General features: G+C 68.8%; 17 protein-coding genes and 3 tRNA genes. 6 read left to right on the top strand and 14 right to left on the bottom strand.

From position 1 onward, the window contains the following. The first annotated feature begins 17 nt into the window (after positions 1 to 17). Complete coding sequence (gene recG / locus ACW174_RS13960) at positions 18 to 2,105, top strand: ATP-dependent DNA helicase RecG (RefSeq protein ID WP_492015040.1); 2,088 nt, start codon at positions 18 to 20, stop codon at positions 2,103 to 2,105. On the opposite strand, the gene ACW174_RS13955 is transcribed toward recG, so the two are convergent. From ACW174_RS13955 to kdsA, 4 genes are read right to left on the bottom strand one after another with little or no spacing between them, the layout of a single operon-like run. Then, the gene (locus ACW174_RS13955; protein WP_492015039.1) at positions 2,102 to 3,208 is read right to left on the bottom strand and encodes a DUF3089 domain-containing protein; all 1,107 of its coding nucleotides are present in this window, start codon (positions 3,206 to 3,208) and stop codon (positions 2,102 to 2,104) included. The two genes, recG and ACW174_RS13955, sit on opposite strands and share 4 nt — an antisense overlap. Continuing rightward, on the bottom strand, positions 3,205 to 4,206 hold the full coding sequence (rfaD, locus tag ACW174_RS13950) for an ADP-glyceromanno-heptose 6-epimerase (protein WP_492015038.1): 1,002 nt from the start codon (positions 4,204 to 4,206) through the stop codon (positions 3,205 to 3,207). The genes ACW174_RS13955 and rfaD overlap by 4 nt, the downstream gene beginning before the upstream one ends. Beyond that, a complete protein-coding gene (gene rfaE2 / locus ACW174_RS13945) occupies positions 4,206 to 5,660 on the bottom strand; it encodes a D-glycero-beta-D-manno-heptose 1-phosphate adenylyltransferase (protein WP_492015037.1) in 1,455 nt (484 codons plus the stop codon). Before rfaE2 ends, rfaD begins: the two co-directional genes overlap by 1 nt. An 18-nt stretch (positions 5,661 to 5,678) precedes the next feature. After that, positions 5,679 to 6,539 carry a 3-deoxy-8-phosphooctulonate synthase gene (gene kdsA / locus ACW174_RS13940; protein WP_492015036.1) on the bottom strand — a complete coding sequence of 287 codons (861 nt, stop codon included), beginning with the start codon at positions 6,537 to 6,539 and terminating at the stop codon, positions 5,679 to 5,681. A 111-nt stretch (positions 6,540 to 6,650) separates the two neighbouring features. Between kdsA and ACW174_RS13935 the strand changes: the two genes are divergently transcribed. Genes ACW174_RS13935 through sseA form a run of 3 tightly spaced genes read left to right on the top strand, consistent with a single transcriptional unit; the run spans position 6,651 to position 10,217 of the window. Next, positions 6,651 to 8,111 (top strand): cryptochrome/photolyase family protein, encoded by a 1,461-nt coding sequence (locus ACW174_RS13935; protein WP_492015035.1) that lies wholly within the window; start codon positions 6,651 to 6,653, stop codon positions 8,109 to 8,111. A gap of 33 nt (positions 8,112 to 8,144) precedes the next feature. After that, a complete protein-coding gene (locus ACW174_RS13930; RefSeq protein WP_492015034.1) occupies positions 8,145 to 9,365 on the top strand; it encodes a class I SAM-dependent methyltransferase in 1,221 nt (406 codons plus the stop codon). Positions 9,366 to 9,386: 21 nt separating this feature from the next. Next, positions 9,387 to 10,217 (top strand): 3-mercaptopyruvate sulfurtransferase, encoded by an 831-nt coding sequence (gene sseA / locus ACW174_RS13925; RefSeq protein WP_492015033.1) that lies wholly within the window; start codon positions 9,387 to 9,389, stop codon positions 10,215 to 10,217. Here the strand turns inward: sseA and ACW174_RS13920 are convergent, their stop codons facing one another. Next, positions 10,218 to 11,585 carry a dicarboxylate/amino acid:cation symporter gene (locus tag ACW174_RS13920; RefSeq protein WP_492015032.1) on the bottom strand — a complete coding sequence of 456 codons (1,368 nt, stop codon included), beginning with the start codon at positions 11,583 to 11,585 and terminating at the stop codon, positions 10,218 to 10,220. Positions 11,586 to 11,615: 30 nt separating this feature from the next. Then, positions 11,616 to 12,722 carry an amino acid ABC transporter substrate-binding protein gene (locus ACW174_RS13915; protein ID WP_492015031.1) on the bottom strand — a complete coding sequence of 369 codons (1,107 nt, stop codon included), beginning with the start codon at positions 12,720 to 12,722 and terminating at the stop codon, positions 11,616 to 11,618. 84 nt (positions 12,723 to 12,806) lie between these two features. On the opposite strand from ACW174_RS13915, the gene metC reads away from it, so the two are divergent. Continuing rightward, entirely contained in the window at positions 12,807 to 13,988 is a 1,182-nt protein-coding gene (gene metC / locus ACW174_RS13910) for a cystathionine beta-lyase (RefSeq protein WP_492015030.1), read from the top strand. Positions 13,989 to 14,029: 41 nt separating this feature from the next. Here the strand turns inward: metC and ACW174_RS13905 are convergent, their stop codons facing one another. The 3 genes from ACW174_RS13905 to ACW174_RS13895 all read right to left on the bottom strand — a co-directional run bounded on the left by ACW174_RS13905 (position 14,030) and on the right by ACW174_RS13895 (position 15,357). Beyond that, a complete protein-coding gene (locus tag ACW174_RS13905) occupies positions 14,030 to 14,803 on the bottom strand; it encodes an exodeoxyribonuclease III (protein WP_492015029.1) in 774 nt (257 codons plus the stop codon). Between the two features lie 36 nt (positions 14,804 to 14,839). Then, positions 14,840 to 14,916 (bottom strand) — tRNA-Arg (locus ACW174_RS13900). A gap of 132 nt (positions 14,917 to 15,048) precedes the next feature. After that, entirely contained in the window at positions 15,049 to 15,357 is a 309-nt protein-coding gene (locus tag ACW174_RS13895) for an ETC complex I subunit (RefSeq protein ID WP_492015028.1), read from the bottom strand. 154 nt (positions 15,358 to 15,511) lie between these two features. On the opposite strand from ACW174_RS13895, the gene ACW174_RS13890 reads away from it, so the two are divergent. Beyond that, a complete protein-coding gene (locus tag ACW174_RS13890; RefSeq protein WP_492015027.1) occupies positions 15,512 to 15,844 on the top strand; it encodes a hypothetical protein in 333 nt (110 codons plus the stop codon). 7 nt (positions 15,845 to 15,851) lie between these two features. Here the strand turns inward: ACW174_RS13890 and ACW174_RS13885 are convergent. The 5 genes from ACW174_RS13885 to ACW174_RS13865 form a co-directional block, all read right to left on the bottom strand. Next, positions 15,852 to 15,928 (bottom strand) — tRNA-Pro (locus ACW174_RS13885). Between the two features lie 48 nt (positions 15,929 to 15,976). Then, the gene (locus ACW174_RS13880; protein ID WP_492015026.1) at positions 15,977 to 16,468 is read right to left on the bottom strand and encodes a DUF192 domain-containing protein; all 492 of its coding nucleotides are present in this window, start codon (positions 16,466 to 16,468) and stop codon (positions 15,977 to 15,979) included. A gap of 23 nt (positions 16,469 to 16,491) precedes the next feature. Continuing rightward, on the bottom strand, positions 16,492 to 17,016 hold the full coding sequence (locus ACW174_RS13875; RefSeq protein WP_492015025.1) for a cold-shock protein: 525 nt from the start codon (positions 17,014 to 17,016) through the stop codon (positions 16,492 to 16,494). A gap of 146 nt (positions 17,017 to 17,162) precedes the next feature. Further along, positions 17,163 to 17,561, bottom strand: a complete 399-nt coding sequence (locus tag ACW174_RS13870) for a response regulator (protein WP_492015024.1) — start codon at positions 17,559 to 17,561, stop codon at positions 17,163 to 17,165. Positions 17,562 to 17,665: 104 nt separating this feature from the next. After that, positions 17,666 to 17,740: transfer RNA gene (locus ACW174_RS13865), tRNA-Glu, on the bottom strand. Positions 17,741 to 17,806 lie beyond the last annotated feature (66 nt).

Genomic DNA, 17,806 nt, shown 5'->3' with positions numbered 1-17,806 from the left:
CAGCTATGGTGTGCGGAATGCGGCCCCAGATTCTCTTCCCGCTGTTCGCCGAGGTCTCCACCCTGAAGGGCGTGGGGCCAAAGGTGCTGCCGCTGGTCCAGAAACTGGCCGGCCCGCTGGTGCGCGACGTGCTGTTCCTGTCGCCGTCGGGCGTGGTCGTGCGCCGCCCGATGACGGCGGTGGATGCGATCGAGGGACAGGTCGGCATCTTCGAGGTCATCATCGACCGCCTGATCCTGCCCGGCAAACCGGGCGTGCCGATCAAGGTGCGGGCGTCGGACCAGACCGGTTTCGTCCACATGATCTGGTTTGGCGGCTCGGGCCAGCACATCGACCGCCTGCTGCCGCGCGGCGAAACCCGGCTGGTGTCCGGCAAGGTGGAGCGTTTCAACAACGAGGTGCAGATCGTCCATCCGGACGTGTTCAAGCCGACCGAGGCGGACGAGATCGCGGCCGTCGAACCGGTCTATCCGGCGACCCTGGGCCTGAGCTCACGCGTGATCCGCAAGCTGACGCAGCAGGCGCTGGCGCTCACGCCGGACCTGCCGGAATGGCAGGACCCGGCCTGGCTGGCCAAACAGGGGTGGGGCCGCTGGCAGGAGGCGATCGCCGCCCTCCACGCCCCGGCCGGAGAGCCGGATCTGGATCCGGGTTCGCCCGTGCGCGAGCGCCTGGCCTATGACGAGCTTTTCGCCCACCAGCTGGCGCTGGCCCGCCGCCGCCGCGCCCGCCAGATCACGCCCGCGCCGGTGATCCGTCCCGGTGAAGCCTCTGCAAAACTGCTGACCGCCCTGCCCTTCACCCTGACCGGGGCGCAGGCGCGCGCCGTGGAGGACATCCGCCGCGATCTGGTCTCGGGCGAACAGATGGGACGGTTGCTGCAGGGCGACGTGGGCTCCGGCAAGACGGCGGTGGCCGCCCTGGCGCTGGCCGACGCCGCGGCCTCGGGCTTCCAGGCGGCCCTGATGGCCCCGACCGAGATTCTTGCGCGCCAGCACTATCAACGGCTGGGTCCGATGCTGGAGGCGGCGGGCGTGCCGACCGTCCTGCTGACCGGCCGCGACACCCCGGCCGAGCGACGCCCCCGGCTGGCCGCATTGGCGTCCGGCGAGGCGGCGGTCGCGATCGGCACCCATGCCCTGTTCCAGGACGCCGTCCGCTTCGACCGGCTGGGGCTGGCCGTCATCGACGAACAGCACCGCTTCGGCGTCAACGAGCGCCAGCGCCTCCAGGCCAAGGGCGACCCGCGCACCGGCGGCGTCCACCTGCTGACCATGTCCGCCACCCCCATCCCGCGCACCCTGGAACTGACCCAGTACGGCGAGCTGGACGTCTCGCGCCTGACGGAAAAGCCGCCGGGCCGCACGCCGGTGACGACCGCCGTCCTGCCGCAGGCGCGGATCGGGGAAGTGGCCAAGCGGCTGAAGACGGCGCTGGACAGCGGCGCCCAGGCCTACTGGATCTGCCCGCTGGTGGCCGAAAGCGAGGCCAGCGATCTGGCCGCCGCCGAGGCTCGCGCCGCCGACCTGCGCCGGCTCCTGAATATCGAGGTCGGACTGGCCCACGGCCAGATGCCGGGCGCCGAGCGCGAGGCGGTGATGGCCGATTTCGCCGACGGCCGCACGCCGCTGCTGGTCGCCACCACGGTGGTCGAGGTCGGGGTCGATGTGCCCAACGCCTCGATCATGGTGATCGAACACGCCGACCGTTTCGGCCTGGCCCAGCTTCACCAGTTGCGCGGTCGGGTCGGGCGGGGCGCCAAGGCCAGCACCTGCCTGCTGCTGTACGGCGGCGGGGATGATGGTCTCGGAGAGACGGCGAGGACCCGGCTGGAGACCCTGCGTCGGACCGAGGACGGGTTCGAAATCGCCGAGGAGGATTTCCGCCTGCGTGGCGGCGGCGATCCGCTGGGGCTGAAGCAGAGCGGCTTCCCGGCCTATCGCTTCGCCGATCCGATCCGCCATCGGGGCCTGATGCTGGCGGCGGCGGATGACGCCCGGATCGTGCTGGGGCGGGACCCGGACCTGCTGACGCCTCGGGGCGAGGCCGTGAAGGTGCTGGAGGCCCTGTTCGACTGGCGCAACGACCGGCCGGGCCTCGACTAGGTTGGGTGAGACGCCGTCCAGGCTGCCAAACGCGCCTGAACGTCTGCTTCAATATCACCGTAGAAAAGATTGTAAGGACGAGACTTTCTGCGATCCGCCCAGCTTCCGGTCAGACGCAGGGACTCCAGCTTGGGCTCGGTGTAGCGAAGCACGCCGTCACGGCACTGCGCGGCCACTTCACGGGCCATCAGCGCCGGGCGGGCGCCCCATTCCAGTCCGGTCGCGTTCGTCGCGCCCTGATGCAGGCGGGCGTCGACCCGGCCGGTGTCCGTCGAACCGCTGATCGGGTTCACGCACACGGCCTCGCGATCGTTCAGCTCCACCAGCCGGCCCCGGGCGTCCCAGACCAGAGCCCGGTTCAGCCGCCGACGGGCGGCGCCGTCATTGCCCTCCGCCACCGGCGACCAGCCGACGGTGCAGTTGGTCTGGGCGCGGCTGGCGCAGGGCGGGAAGGTCGCGGGCAACTGGTCCACCGCCGCCACCACATCCATCAGATAGACCGCCGCCACCCGCGACCGCAGCGCGGGATCGGGCGCGATCCGGGTCCGCAGCAGCCGCTCGACCAGTTCTCCGCCCTGCTCCGTCCCGGCCAGCACCAGCGGTCCCGTCGGATGGCGCGCCAGCCAGTTGTCAAAGGCCGCGACGATGTCCCGATAGGCGAAGGCCCGCGCTTCCCGCGCATCCTCGCGCAGCGTCAGGCGGGTGTAGAGGCTGCCCTGTCGATAGCGGGGCGCGCTGACCGCGCCGGCGCGCGCGAACGGCCCGGCGTAGTTGGGCAGCACCACCTCCTTCAGCCACCGTTCGCCTTTCGGCTCGCCGATCGGGCCGTTCCAGTCGCGCCCGCCGTCATAGGTGGTCGAATGGACGAAGAAGACCGCCGCCCCGCCCGCTTCCGGCGCGCGCGCGTCCAGCAGGGCCCAGCTGCCGGGCCGTTGGTAGTCCGGCGCGGGCGGCGGAGTGTAGGTCTGGAACGGCACCTGCGGGTCCAGACCGGCCTTGAGGATATCCCCGCGCCAGACGGCCACCGCGACGGCCACGAGCACGACCAGGGCGATGCCGACGACACCGACCCACTGCCGGAATGTCAGCTTCGCCCGGCTCACCGGTAGGTATCCGGCTTCATCAGGAAGTCCTGCACATAGCGGCGGACCCCCTCTTCCAGCGGCGTCGACTGCCCGCCGTAGCCGGCGGCGCGAATGCGCTCCATCCGGGCTTCGGTGAAGTACTGGTACTTGTCCCGGATCGACAGCGGGGTGTCGACGTAGTCGACCTGCGGGGTCTTGCCGGCCGCCGCGAAGGTGGCGTTGGCCAGATCGAGGAAGGACCGCGCCTGCCCGGACCCGGCGTTGAACACGCCCGAGACGTGCGGGGCGTCCAGCAACCACAGAATGATGTCGACCACATCCTCCACGAAGACGAAGTCCCGCATCTGGCCGCCGTCGGCGTAGTTCGGATTGTGCGAGCGGAACAGGGTGACGGGTTCGCCCGCCTGCACCTTGGGCCAGATCTGGGCCACGACCGACTTCATGCCGCCCTTGTGGTACTCGTTCGGGCCATAGACGTTGAAGAATTTCAACCCGGCCCACTGGCTGGGCGACTGACCGCGATCCGACTGCCGCGCCGCATACTGATCGAACAGCATTTTCGAATAGCCGTAAGCGTTTAGCGGCCTGAGCGCACCCAAGGCCTCAAGGCTGTCGTCATCCTCGAACCCGCCGTCACCGTCGCCATAGGTCGCCGCCGAGGAGGCGTAGATCAGGCGTGCGTCGCGCAGGGCGCACCAGTCCCACAGGTCGCGGGACAGGCTGAAATTGGTGCGCATGATCAGGTCGGCGTCGGCCTCCGTCGTCGATGAGATCGCGCCCATATGGACCACGGCCTCGACCGCCTCGGCATGGCGCTCCAGCTGTTCGAACAGCTCTTCCGGCGACCAGAAGTCGGCGATGGCGTGCTTGGCCAGATTCTTCCACTTGCCCAGCGCCGCCTCTTCCATGCGGTCGCAGACCACCACGTCATAGCGATCGTCGGCGCACAGGCGCGCGACGATGTTGGAGCCGATGAAGCCCGCGCCGCCGGTCACCACGATCATCCGACGCGTCATCAGTCAGCCTTCATCTTTTCAATCGTGCGGGTGGTGGAATAGCCGTCCTCGAACGTCGCCAGCCGGACCTCGCCGCCCCAACTCTCGACCAGATCGCCGCCGACCACGCCTTCACGCGTGTAGTCCGCGCCCTTGATCAGCACGTCGGGCCGCAGGCGTTCGATCAGGGCCAGAGGCGTCGGCTCGTCGAAACTGGTCACGCGATCCACGGACTGCAGGCCGCCGATGACCACCGCGCGGCTGTCCAGATCGTTGATCGGCCGGCCTTCGCCCTTCAGCCGGCGCACCGAGGCGTCGGTGTTCAGCGCTACCACCAGCCGGTCGCACCAGCTGCGGGCCTGGGCCAGATAGGCGACATGGCCGCGGTGCAGGATGTCGAAACAGCCGTTTGTGAAGCCGACCTTCAGCCCCTGGCGCTTCCAGCCCTCGACCACATGCGCCAGCTCCTCCAGCGGCATCACCTTGGCGTGGGCGCCCGAGGCATGCTGGCTCATTTCGGCGTCGATCAGTTCAGCGGGCGAGACCACGGCCGTGCCGGCCTTGCCGACCACCACGCCCGAGGCGAGGATGGCGAACTCCACCGCCGTCTCCAGCGACGCGCCCGCGCCCAGCGCCAGGCCCAAGGCCGCCAGGCCGGTGTCTCCGGCGCCCGAGACGTCGAACACCTCGCGCGCCCGCCCCGGGAAATGTTTCGCCTCACCGCCGCGCCGCATCAGGCTCATGCCCTTGCCGGCGCGGGTGACGATCAGGGCCTTTGCGGTCGTCGCCTCCAGCAGGGCCGTTAGCGCCGCCTCGACCTGGGCGTCCGTCTCGACCGGCAGGCCCGTGGCCCCGGCCAGTTCGCTGGCGTTCGGCTTGATGACATCGACGGCGCCGTAGCGGGCGAAGTCCACGCCCTTGGGATCGACGATCACCGGCGCGCCCGAAGCCTTGGCGGCGTCCAGCGCGTCCTCCAGTAGGGCCGGCGTCACACTGCCCTTGGCGTAGTCGGAAATCAGGATGGAGGCCGCCTGATCGAACACCCCGTTCGACGGCAGGGTCCGGTCGCCCGCCTCCTCGTCATCCAGCCGCAGCAGTTGCTGGCCGGCGGAGACATAGCGGGTTTTCACGATAGTCGGAGCGGCGGGGCTGACCTCGACAAAGCTGTCGACCCCGGCGTCCTGCCCGATCAGGGCCAGCAGCTCGACGCCCGCCGCATCCTGACCGACAGCCGCGCCCAGACGGGCGACGCCGCCCAGGGAGCCGACGTTGCGGGCCACATTGCCGACGGCGCCGGCCATGGCCACCGTCCGCTTCGCCTTCAGGACCGGGATCGGCGCCTCGGGCGAAATGCGGCTGACCTCGCCATAGACATAGCGGTCCAGCATCAGGTCGCCGACGCAGGCGACCTTCAGCCCGCGCACGCGCTCCAGCAGCGCCTGCAGTTGTCCGAGATCGAGCGTGCGTTCAGCCATGCGCCCGACCTATCGGATTCACGCGACCTTCGCCATCCGCGCCTTCGACAGGTCGTCGTAGGCCAGAAGCTCGGCGGCCAGGGCCTCGAACTGGTTCAGAGGCACCATGTTCGGGCCGTCCGACGGCGCGTTGTCCGGGTCCTGATGGGTTTCCATGAAGACGGCGTCGACGCCCACGGCCACGGCGGCGCGGGCCAGAACCGGCACGAACTCACGCTGTCCGCCCGACGAGGTGCCCTGCCCACCCGGCTGCTGCACCGAATGGGTGGCGTCGAAGACGACGGGGCAGCCGATCTCCTTGAGGATCGGCAGGGCGCGCATGTCCGAAACGAGGGTGTTGTAGCCGAAGCTGGCGCCGCGCTCGCAGGCCATGACGTTGGGATTGCCCGCGCCCGTGACCTTGGCGATGACGTTCTTCATGTCCCAGGGCGCCAGGAACTGGCCCTTCTTGATGTTGATCGCCTTGCCCGTCGCGGCGGCGGCCAGCAGCAGGTCGGTCTGGCGGCTCAGGAAGGCCGGGATCTGCAGCACATCGACGACTTCGCCGGCGATGCGGCAATGCTCTTCGGTGTGCACATCGGTCAGCACCGGCAGGCCGACGCTCTCGCGGATTTCCGCGAAGATCGGCAGCGAGCCCTCAAGACCAAAACCGCGCGCGGCGCCGGCGCTGGTGCGGTTCGCCTTGTCGAAGCTGGTCTTGTAAATGATGCCGACGTTCAGCCGCTCGCCGATCTCCTTCAGCGCATGGGCCATCTCCAGCGCGTGTTCACGGCTTTCCAGCTGGCACGGCCCGGCGATGAAAACGATGCGCTGGTTGCCGCCGATGCTGACGGGACGGGCGACGCCCTTGATGTCGATGACGGCGTTGGGCTTGGACACGGCGAATTCCTGCGTAAAGCGACTTGGCGACGCGCGGCCCTTGCCGCACCTATGCGGCGATCAGGTGGCGTTCGACGTTGAGGATCGCAAGCTATCACGGAGCCCGACCGCATGACCACCAGACCCGCCCCCGTCATTCTGTGGTTCCGGCGCGACCTGCGCCTGTCCGACAACCCGGCGCTCAATCACGCCGCGGAGACCGGCGCGCCGGTCATTCCGGTCTACATCCACGATCAGGGTCCGGTTCAGGATCGGGCGGGTGGCGCGTCCCTCTGGTGGCTCGACAAGTCACTACGGGCGCTGGACGACAGCCTGAAGGCGCGCGGCTCGCGCCTGATCCTGCGCTCCGGTGATTCGGAATCCGGACTGCGCCGCCTGATCGGCGAGACCGGCGCCGACACCGTCTTCATGAACCGCCGCTTCGAGCCTGAACTGTTCGCCCGCGACGCCGACATCGCCCATTCGCTGAAGGCCGACGGCGTTGAGGTGAAGGGCTGGAACGGCACGCTGATGTGCCGCCCGGGGGCGGTGCTGAACGGGTCGGGGCTGCCCTACAAGGTTTTCACCCCGTTCCTGAAAGCCCTGTTGGCCGCCGCCGAGCCGCCGCCGCACACGACCGGCCCGCGGATCATCGAGACCCCGGCGGGTCTGGACAGCGAACTGCTCGACGACTGGAAACTGCATCCCTCAAAGCCTGACTGGTCCACGGGCTTCGACTGGACGCCGGGCGAGGCCGGAGCGTCGGAGGCTCTTTCCCGCTTCATCGCCGGCGGATTGAAGGCCTACAGCCGCGACCGAGACTTCCCCGCCGCACCGGGATGCAGCCGCCTGTCGCCGCATCTGCATTTCGGCGAGATCCATCCCTGGCGCGCCATCGAACGGGTCCGGGCCGTCGCGGACGAGGGCCGGGTTCCCCGGGCCGAAACCGACAAATTCGTCGCCGAACTGGGCTGGCGTGATTTTTCGGCCCACCTGCTGCACCACTTCCCCCAGATCACCGACACCGCCTTCCGGCCCGAGTACGACCGGATGCCCTGGCGGGATGACGAGGCGGGGTTCGACGCCTGGCGTCACGGACGCACCGGCTATCCGATCGTAGACGCCGGAATGCGCCAGCTCTGGACCACCGGCTGGATGCACAATCGCGTGCGGATGATCGTCGCCTCCTTCCTCGTGAAAGACCTCCTGATCGACTGGCGACGGGGCGAAGCCTGGTTCCGCGACACCCTGGTGGACGCCGATCTGGCCAGCAATGTGCAGAATTGGCAGTGGGTTGCGGCATCCGGAGCGGACGCTGCACCGTATTTCAGAGTGTTCAATCCAGTTACCCAGGGGACCAAATTCGATGCCAAGGGACAGTATGTCCGCCGCTGGGTCCCCGAGATCGCGGCCCTTCCCGACAAGTGGCTCCACGCGCCCTGGACCGCGCCGCCGGAAATCCTGCGCGGCGTCGGCCTTTGGATCGGGCATGATTACCCGCGCCCGATCCTCGATCACGCAGACGCGCGGGATCGCGCGCTCGAGGCCCTGCGCACCGTCACCGCGTCCCGTCACGACGACCCCGGGGATTGATGCCCCGCGGACGGCCTCCCCACATCGTGCATCATGACGTCGTTGACCGCTGAACGGCCCGAGGCTCCGGCCCGCACGCCCCGCGGGTTCGCCCTGTTGCTGCGCCTGCTTTCCGCCAACTGGACCTTCGGACAGCTGACCGTCCGGCTGCCCAACGGCGAGACCCACCGGCTGGAGGGACAGGCGCCCGGCCCCGCCGCCGTGATCGAGATCCGCGACTACCGCTTCGCCCGCCGGGTTCTGGCCAACGGCGATATCGGTTTCGCCGAGGGCTATATGGCCGCCGAATGGGACACGCCGCATCTGGCGCCATTGCTGGAAGTGTTGGCCCAGAACTACGACAACATCCGCCGGCTGTTCGACGGCAACCCGGTGATGACGGCGGTCAACTGGCTGTCGCATCGGCTGAATCGCAACAGCCGCTCGGGCTCGAAAAAGAACATCCACGCCCACTACGATCTGGGCAATGCCTTCTATGGCCGGTGGCTCGATCCCTCGATGACCTATTCGTCGGCGCGGTTCGCCCGCCCCGACATGACGCTGGAAGCGGCGCAGCGCGAGAAATACGCCGCCCTCGCCCGGCTCATGGATCTGCAGCCGGGGCAGACCGTGCTGGAGATCGGCTGCGGCTGGGGCGGGTTCGCCGAGTTCGCCGCCCGCGAGGTCGGCGCCCGCGTCACCGGCATCACCATCTCGCGCGAGCAGTACGACTTGGCGAAACAACGCCTGTTCAACGCCGGCCTGTCGGAGAAGGCGGACATCCAGCTGATCGACTACCGCGACGTCACCGGCCAGTTCGATCGCGTCGCCTCGATCGAGATGTTCGAGGCCGTCGGCCAGGAATACTGGCCCGCCTATTTCAGCAAGATCCGCGACGTGCTCACGCCGGGCGGCCGCGCCGGCCTGCAGATCATCACCATCCAGGATGAGCTGTTCGAGGAGTACGCCCGGCGCACGGACTTCATCCAGAAATACGTCTTCCCCGGCGGCATGCTGCCGTCGGAAACGCGGCTGAAGCCGGTGATCGAACGCGCCGGTCTGAGCTGGCAGGCCATAGAGCGCTTCGGCCTCGACTATGCCGACACGCTCAAGCTCTGGGACGAGCGGTTCCAGTCGTCGTGGAGCGAGATCAGCCGGATGGCCGGGTTCGACGAGCGTTTTCGCCGGCTGTGGCGCTTCTACCTGGCCTATTGCGAAGCCGGCTTCCGGTCGCGGCGCACGGATGTGGTCCAGCTGGCTCTGGCGAAGGTCTGAGGCCGGGCGCATATCGGGGGCATGACCTCGCCCCTGATCTCCGCCGCCGACCTCGCCGCCCGTCTGGGAGAGCCGGGCCTGCGGATCGTGGACGCCAGCTGGCATCTGGACGGCCGCGACGCCCGCGCCGACTTCGCCGAAGCCCATGTTGCGGGCGCGATCTTCCTCGACCTCGACGGGGTGTCGGCCGCCGACAGCCCCCTGCCCCACATGCTGCCCTCGCCCGCCGCCTTTGCCGCCTCGGCGGGGGTGCTGGGACTGTCGGACCGCGACAGTCTCGTCGTCTATGACACGACGGGCCTGTTCTCGGCGGCGCGGGTCTGGTGGATGCTGACGATCATGGGAGCGCGCGACGTCCGCGTTCTCGACGGCGGACTGCCCGCCTGGCGGGCGCTGGACCTGCCGACCGAAACGGGCGCCCCGGACCGACCCGGCTTCGCGGTCTTCAGCCCCCGCTTCGACAGCGCCGCCGTCGCAGAGTTTGAGGACGTGCAGGCCGCCCTGGCCGAAGACACCCAGGTGCTGGACGCCCGCGGCGCCGCCCGCTTCCGCGGCGAGGCCGCCGAGCCCCGTCCCGGCGTCCGCTCGGGCCACATGCCCGGCGCGCTCAACCTGCCCTATGGCGCGCTGCTGAACGCCGACGGCACGATGAAACGGGGCGAGGGGCTGGAGGCGGCCTTCGTGGAGGCGGGCGTGGATATCGACCGCCCGGTCATCACCACCTGCGGTTCCGGGGTCACCGCCGCCATCCTGACGCTCGGCCTGGCCGAGCTGGGCCGGACGTCACGCCTCTATGACGGCAGCTGGAGCGAATGGGGCGCGCCCCAAGGCGGCCCCGTCAAGACGGGCTGATCAGGCCCCTTCGGCGGTCCCGTGCTTCAGGCCGCGACGGCCCTCGCCCGGCAGTTCCGCCGGAGCGATCGAGGCGTCGGCGGGCAGGGTGTCATCGCTCTCGCCGCGCGACACCACCGTGGCCAGCACCAGATCGCCCGTCACGTTCAGGGTGGTGCGGCACATGTCGAGGAAGCGGTCGACGCCGAGGATCAGGCCGATGCCTTCCGCGGGCACGCCGACCATCACCAGGATCATGGCCACCACCGGCAGCGAGCCCGCGGGCACGCCCGCCGTGCCGACGCCGCCGAGGATGCAGACCAGCATGACGATGACCTGCTGGGTGATCGACAGCTCGATCTGGAAGAACTGGGCCAGGAACAGGACCGTGACCCCCTCGAACAGGGCGGTGCCGTTCTGGTTGGCGGTGGCGCCGACGGTCAGGACGAAGCGGGCGATCTTGCGCGGCAGGCCCAGCTGCTCCTCGGCGGCCCGCAGCGAGACCGGCAGGGAGGCGTTGGACGAGGCGGTCGAGAAGGCGACGACCATCGGCTCGCGCACGCCGCGGAAGAATTTCAGCGGGTTCATGCCGCCGCCGATCCAGACGACGAGCGGATAGACCACGAACATATGGATCGCCATCGCGCCCACGGCCACGCCGACATAGGCGGCGAGACGCACCAGCAGGTCCCAGCCGAACAGGGCGGCCAGGTTGAACATCAGACAGGCGATCGCATAGGGCGCCAGCTTGATGACCATGTTGATCAGCTTCATCGTCACTTCGAGGATGCCCTCGATGACGGTCTGCAGCCGGTCCGTGGCCGGGCTCTTGGCCATGACCAGCCCGATCCCGAAGAACAGGGCGAAGATCATCACCGGCAGGATCTGGTTCTCCGACGCCGCCGTGAAGACGTTGGACGGGATCAGGTCGAGGAAGAACTGGCCGAACTGGACGCTCTCGGGCGCCTTCTCGACGATGGCCGAGGCGCCCTCGGCTCCCTGGGCCAGAAGCCGCGCGGCCAGGGCCGGATCGACGCCGTCGCCGGGCCGGAACAGATTGACCATGCCCAGGCCGATCACCACGGCGATGCCGGACACGACGATGGTCAGCAGCAGGGTCTTGATACCCGCGCGGCCCAGCGACTTCAGATCGCCCATCTCGGCCACCCCGACCACGAGGGCCGAGAACAGCAGGGGGATGACCAGCATGAACAGCAGCCGCAGGAAGATCTGCCCCGCCGGACCGGTGATGTTGGAGGTCACCCAGACCACCCACGGCGCGTCGGCGCCGACCATCAGGTTGACGGCCATGCCGCCTGCCAGACCGACGACAAAGCCGATCAGCATCAGCCAGTGCAGGGCGATGCCGCCCTTTTTGGTCGTTTCCATGAACAGGTCCCCCGGCTGCGAGCCGCGTGGTTATCGGATCGGCAGGCCGTAGATCAAGCCGGCAGGCCGTTGGTTCCATTGTGCATTGAGCCCGCGCGCGAGGTCGAGTGGAGAATCCGAGCCGACGTTACGGGCGAAAATCTCACCGTAATTGCCCTCCGCCGCGACGGCGTCTTTCATCCACGACTTCGAGAGGCCCAGCATCGGCCCGAACTCGCCCTCGGTCCCCAGCAGCCGGCGTACGGCGGGATCGCGCGAGTCCTTCGCCATCGCGTCGACGTTCTGGCGCGTGAGCCCCAGCTCCTCGGCGAGGATCAGTCCGTTCAGGGTCCAGCGCACGATGGAGGTCCAGGCCTCGTCGCCGCGCTTCACCACCGGGCCCAGCGGCTCCTTGGAGATCACGTCCGGCAGGATGGCGTGCTGCTCCGGATTCGACAGCAGGGTCCGCGCGGCCGCCAGGGCGGAAATGTCGGCGCTGAAGGCGTCGCAGTCCTCCCGCCCGTAGGCCTCCCGCGCCGCCTCCTCATTGTCGGTGACGACCGGGGTGTACTGGATGCCCCGCGCCCGGAACCAGTCGGAGACGTTCAGTTCGCTGGTCGAGGCCCGCTGCACGCAGATGCGCGCGCCATTCATCTCCGCCGCGCTGGCGAGGTTCAGCGACCGGCGCACCAGGAAGCCCTGTCCGTCGTAATAGTTGACCCCGGCGAAGCGGATTCCCTCCTGCGCCTCCCGCGACAGGGTCCAGGACGTCTCGCGCCACAGCACATCCACCCGCCCGCCGCGCAGGGCGTCGAAACGCTGGCTGGTGGTCAGGGGCACGAACCGCACGGCGTCCGCATCGCCCAGCACGGCGGCGGCCAGCGCCCGGCAGAAGTCGGCGTCAAAGCCCCGCCACTGGCCGCGGTTGTCCGTATAGGCGAAGCCGACCAGACCCTCGTGCACGCCGCAGTTCAGGCGCCCGCGCCGCTTCACCGCCTGCAGGGTCGCGCTGCTGAAGGCCGGGGCCTCGGTGGGGGTCTGGGCGGCGGGGTCTTCGGGCGTGGCGGTCTTGCGCGCATCCGGCCCGCATCCGGTCAGCGCCAGCGCCAGACCCATCAGGACCGCCGCTGTTCGAACCGTTTTTCCGCCTCTCCGCATCCCGCGCTCCGTCACTCTCGTCAGACTTGCGCCCCCACCCTTTTAGAGGCCTTTGAGGCCTGAACCGCAACCCCGCGAGCCGCCATGACTGACCGTTCCGACCGTACGCGCCTGATCGCGGGGGCCACGCGCCGCCCGTCCGCCTCGACGTCGGGACGCCGTCCGGTCTCTCCCCCGGTCGAGCGCGCCTCGACCCTGCTGAACGATTCGCCCGCCGCCATGCGCGACGGCTCGACCGGCCCGACCTACGGCATCGAGGATCTGGCCGCCGGCCGCGCCCTGCGGGAGGCCCTCGCCGAACTGGAGGGGGCGTCCGATGTCTGGCTGGTCCCCTCGGGCCTGGCCGCCGTCACCGTGCCCCTGACCGCCCTGCTCCAGCCCGGCGACGCGGTGCTGACCACCGACGCCCTTTACGGCCCGAGCCGCCGCTTCCTGCACCGCCACCTCAAGCCGCGAGGAATCACGACGACCTTCCACCCGGCCGACGCCGCGACCGACCAGATCCTGTCGGCCGTCACCGACCGAACCAAAGTGCTCCTGATCGAGTCCCCCGGCTCCCTGACCTTTGACATGGCCGACGTCCGGGCCCTGACCGCCGCCTGTCGCGACCGCGGCGTCCTGACGATCATGGACAACACCTGGGGCGCGGGTCTCGCCTTCAAGCCGCTGGCGCATGGCGTCGATGTCAGCGTCCAGGCCCTGACCAAATACGCGGGCGGCCACTCCGACCTGCTGATGGGCTCCATCGCCGTCGCCGACGAGGCGGTCGGCAGGCCGATCTTCGAGACGATCGAGGACTACGGCTGGCGCGTCACCTCCGACGACGCCTGGCTGGCCCTGCGCGGCCTGCGCACCCTGCCCCTGCGCTATGCGGAGCAGGCGCGCTCGACCCGCATCGTCACGGACTGGCTTCTGGCCCGGCCCGAGGTCGCCGACGTGCTCTGGCCCGCCCTGCCCCGGTCGCCCGCCCATACCCTGTGGAGCCGCGACTACACCGGGGCCGCCTCCCTGTTCGGGCTCGTCATGGAGGGCGGCGACACGGCCGCCGCCCACGCCCTGATGTCCGCGCTGGAACTGTTCGGTCTCGGCTATTCCTGGGGTGGGTTCGAGAGCCTGATCACCCACGAGACGGCGCAACTCTCCATGCGCGGCGAACCGCCGACACTGGCGGGCGAGTTGCTGAGGCTGCATGTGGGGCTGGAGGATCCGGCGGACCTGATCGCCGATCTGGAGGTGGGGCTGGCCGCGTGGAGAGCTGCACTTTAGCGCAGCGCCCGTCGATCGCAGGCCGCCTCTCCCGGCCGGGATCAGTCCACTTCGATCCACGTCGGCGCATGGTCGCTGGCCCGCTCGCCGCCTCGCACCTCGCGATCCACCCCGGCGTCGGTGAGCCGCTCCGCCAGAGCCGGGCTCAGCAGCAGATGATCGATGCGCAGGCCCGCGTCCCGCTCCCACGCCTGCCGGAAATAGGACCAGAAGGTCCACGGCGGCGGGTCCTGCGGAAACCGCTCCCGGATCGCGTCGGTCCAGCCCTGATCCACCAGCCGGGCGAAGGCCGATCGGCTTTCCGGCTGCAGCAGGGCGTCGGTCTTCCAGGACCGGGTGTTGTAGATGTCGGCGTCGGTCGGCACGACGTTGTAGTCCCCCGCCAGCACCACGGGCGCGCCGGTGGCCAGCAGGTCGCGCGCATGGGCGATCAGCCGCTCGAACCACTCGAGTTTGTAGTCGAATTTCGGTCCCGGCTGCGGATTTCCGTTGGGCAGATAGAGGCAGGCCACCAGAACGCCCTGCACCGCCGCCTCGATGTAGCGACTCTGGGCGTTCGCCGGTTCGCCCGGCAGGGAGCGCCGGGTCACGATCGGCTCCCCGACCCGCGACAGGATCGCCACCCCGTTCCAGCGGTGTTCGCCCTTCCACACCGCGGAATACCCGGCCTCGGCCAGCGCCCGTTCGGGAAACTGGCTGTCCGTCGCCTTCAACTCCTGAAGACAGACCACATCTGGACCGGTCTCCTCCAGCCAGGCCAGCAGACTGGCCAGCCGGGTATTGATCCCGTTGATGTTGAAGGTGGCGATCCGCACGGCCCCTGAACGGGCCGGAACAGGACCGGTTGCGCCTGGCGCGCCCTGCAGGATTCGAACCTGCGACCGTCCGCTTAGAAGGCGGGTGCTCTATCCAGCTGAGCTAAGGGCGCCCGAGGGGGCGATGCGAAAACTGCACGCCAATCGCACGATAAGGATGGTGACGACAGACGCTGCGCGATCCATGACCTCAAGTCGCCCGAAGGGCGGTCGGCCACTTCAGGAAAGCACGGATCGCCAGGCGATCAGTGCGTCCAGGACTGTTTGCGGAAGGTGGCGAAATTGTCGGCGTAGGCCTTGATGATCACCGGCGGCTCCTGCGGTTCATGCAGGCGGAAGGCGATGCCGTGGCGTTCGGCATAGGCGACGGCCTCTTCCTTCGAGTCGAAGGTCAGGCGCACCTGACCGTTCATGTCCGACGACGAGGTCCAGCCCATCAGCGAATCGATGGTGCGGGCCGAGGCCGGCTCGAATTCCAGCCGCCAGTCTCTCGACTTGGCCTTGCCGGACTGCATGGCGGTCTTGGCGGGGCGGTAGATGCGAGCGATAGCCATCGAAATCCTCTTCGTCCGGCCGAAACCGGTCCCCCGCGTCTAGAAGCCTTCGGCAGCAGGATCAAGACAGCCGGACCAAGGGCGCGCCCCTCCCGACGCCGCCTGCGCGGAAAATCCTTCGAAACTCCACACGCCTCCCGCCCGCCGACAGGCCATGAAGAGTCATCGACATCTTCAGGGCGAGGCCGCGATGACAGGCGTGACGAAAACCGGCGATGGACCCGCTGTCCCACTGTGGCGGGTGGCGCTGTGGGGCGGGATCGCCGCCCTTCTGGTGCTGCCGCTGATCGCCATGCAGTTCACGGCCCAGGTCGTCTGGGGCGCCGAAGACTTCGCCTTCGCGGCCATCCTGCTGGGCAGCGCGGGCGCCCTGTTCGAACTGGCGGCCTGGAAGGTGCGCGACCTGACCGGCCGGCTGGTGCTGGCGGCGGTCCTGATCGGCACGGTGGCCCTGATCTGGGCCGACGCGGCGGTGGGCGTGTTTTAAGGGAAAATGGTCGGAGTGAGAGGATTCGAACCTCCGACCCTCTGGTCCCAAACCAGATGCGCTACCAGGCTGCGCTACACTCCGGCGGCGGGATTTGGCACACTCCCCGCCGCACTGCAACGCGCCTGACGGTTATTCGGCGAAGAAGGGGTGGTTGACCCTGTCGCCGGGCCTGGCGCCGATCTCGTCAGAGCGTCCGCCGCGCAACTCGAGCACCCCCATGGCCGGGCCGTTGGACGGCAGGACGGTGTCGTTGTTCGGGGCGGCGTTCTTGACGATGGAGACGATCCGGCCGTGCGGGTCGATGTAGAGAATGTCCAGGCTGCTGGGCGTGTTGCGCATCCAGAAGCCGCGCTCGGCCACGTCCGGGAACTCGAACAGCATGCCGCGGTCGTCGGCCAGCGGCGGGCGTTCCATCAGGCCGCGCTGGCGCTCGGGCTCATCGTCGGCGATCTCGACCATGAACTTGTGCGCGCCGCTGGCGGTGGTGATGGTCAGCGGCTCCATCGCCTCCCCGTTCGCGCCCTTGGGCGTGGCCAGGGCGCAGCCGGCCAGAAGCGCCACACCGGCGACGGCCGCCAGAACGCCCCGAACCCGAATTTCACGACGATGACCCATACGCATCCGCCCTTGCTCGGGGCGGATGGCTATCCGCCCATTCTGATTTCAGCGACCACCAGCCCCTTGGGGCCGTCGGCGAATCGCACCGAGACGGGGTCTCCGGGCAGAAGATCATCCAGCCCGCAGCGCCGAAGCGTCTCGACATGGACGAAGATATCCCCGGTCTGGCCGTCGCGCACCACGAATCCGTAGCCCTTGGTGCGGTTGAACCATTTGACCACCGCCGGCTCCAGCGGACCCCCGGTCGTCTCGACCTCGACGGACGTCGCGGCGCGAAGGCCGTCATAGCCCGTACGGCGGGGCTGGGGCGGGGCCAGGCCGGGGTCGCCCTCCCCCAGATCGACAATCTCCGTCACCTGCCAGCCCTTGGGCCGACGCACGCAGTCGCACGAGATGGGCGCGCCCTCGGCGGCGGTTTCGTGCCCGCTGTCGCGCAGGCTGGAGATATGCAGAAGCACGTCCTTCAGATCGGTCATGCCGGGATCATCGGGTACGATGAAGCCGTACCCCTTGCCGGGATCGAACCATTTAACCCGTCCGGCGATGCGCACTGCGGTCGCCGTTTCCCCACCCTCGTAATCGGACACAACTTTCCCCCTGCCCGGGATCAGTACGGGCACGGCTTATTTAACATGGTTCTTTGAACAGCTGAAAAGCGAAAAACACCCGTTTTCCGAGCGAAAGCCTTCGCGCCGGGTCAGTCGGACCCCGAACGCCTCGCCAGCAGGCCTTCCACCCGCTTCATCAGGTCGGCGGCGCGATAGGGCTTTCCGATCAGGGGCAAGGGCTCACGCCCCCCGGTCTGGTCGGCCATCCGATCCGCCCATCCGGTGGTCAGCAGGATCAGGGTCCCGGGCCTCATCTCGCCGACGGCCCGGGCCAGGGCCACCCCGTCCAGAGCGCCCGGCATGACGATGTCGGTGAACAGCAGATCGACCTTCAGCCCTTGCCGCACCCGCTCCATCGCCTCATCCGCGGTGACGGCGGTGACGACGGCGTAGCCGGCCTCCGCCAGCACCGTGGCGCCGAACTCCAGCACCTCGGCATTGTCCTCGACCATCAGGACGGTGACGCAGGCGTCGGCTCGTTCCGGCAAATCATCCCTCCATGGCGTCCAGACGGACACCCCAGCCAACGCGGCGCACGGCGTAAGGATCGCACGCTGCGGACGTTTTTCGAAATGAGGGGGAATGCCCCGCGTGGCAGTCCCTAGGGGAATCGAACCCCTCTTTTCAGGTTGAAAACCTGACGTCCTAACCGATAGACGAAGGGACCGCTGCGCGGGGAAGCGGCGATATAGCCAACGCCTCCGAAGGCTGCAACGCCTTTTTCAAGAAAACT

The organism is Brevundimonas sp. AVps31, assembly GCF_058681355.1.
Note: the sequence above shows the minus strand (reverse complement) of the source record. Positions and strands in the feature narration are given on the sequence as shown.

Excerpts from the sequence above, each read along its gene's own strand:
- recG (WP_492015040.1), top strand. The coding sequence starts at position 18 with ATGCGGCCCCAGATTCTCTTCCCGCTGTTCGCCGAGGTCTCCACCCTG.
- rfaD (WP_492015038.1), bottom strand. The coding sequence starts at position 4,206 with ATGACGCGTCGGATGATCGTGGTGACCGGCGGCGCGGGCTTCATCGGC.
- rfaE2 (WP_492015037.1), bottom strand. The coding sequence starts at position 5,660 with ATGGCTGAACGCACGCTCGATCTCGGACAACTGCAGGCGCTGCTGGAG.
- ACW174_RS13935 (WP_492015035.1), top strand. The coding sequence starts at position 6,651 with ATGACCACCAGACCCGCCCCCGTCATTCTGTGGTTCCGGCGCGACCTG.
- ACW174_RS13930 (WP_492015034.1), top strand. The coding sequence starts at position 8,145 with ATGACGTCGTTGACCGCTGAACGGCCCGAGGCTCCGGCCCGCACGCCC.
- sseA (WP_492015033.1), top strand. The coding sequence starts at position 9,387 with ATGACCTCGCCCCTGATCTCCGCCGCCGACCTCGCCGCCCGTCTGGGA.
- ACW174_RS13920 (WP_492015032.1), bottom strand. The coding sequence starts at position 11,585 with ATGGAAACGACCAAAAAGGGCGGCATCGCCCTGCACTGGCTGATGCTG.
- ACW174_RS13915 (WP_492015031.1), bottom strand. The coding sequence starts at position 12,722 with ATGCGGAGAGGCGGAAAAACGGTTCGAACAGCGGCGGTCCTGATGGGT.
- metC (WP_492015030.1), top strand. The coding sequence starts at position 12,807 with ATGACTGACCGTTCCGACCGTACGCGCCTGATCGCGGGGGCCACGCGC.
- ACW174_RS13895 (WP_492015028.1), bottom strand. The coding sequence starts at position 15,357 with ATGGCTATCGCTCGCATCTACCGCCCCGCCAAGACCGCCATGCAGTCC.
- ACW174_RS13890 (WP_492015027.1), top strand. The coding sequence starts at position 15,512 with ATGAAGAGTCATCGACATCTTCAGGGCGAGGCCGCGATGACAGGCGTG.
- ACW174_RS13880 (WP_492015026.1), bottom strand. The coding sequence starts at position 16,468 with ATGCGTATGGGTCATCGTCGTGAAATTCGGGTTCGGGGCGTTCTGGCG.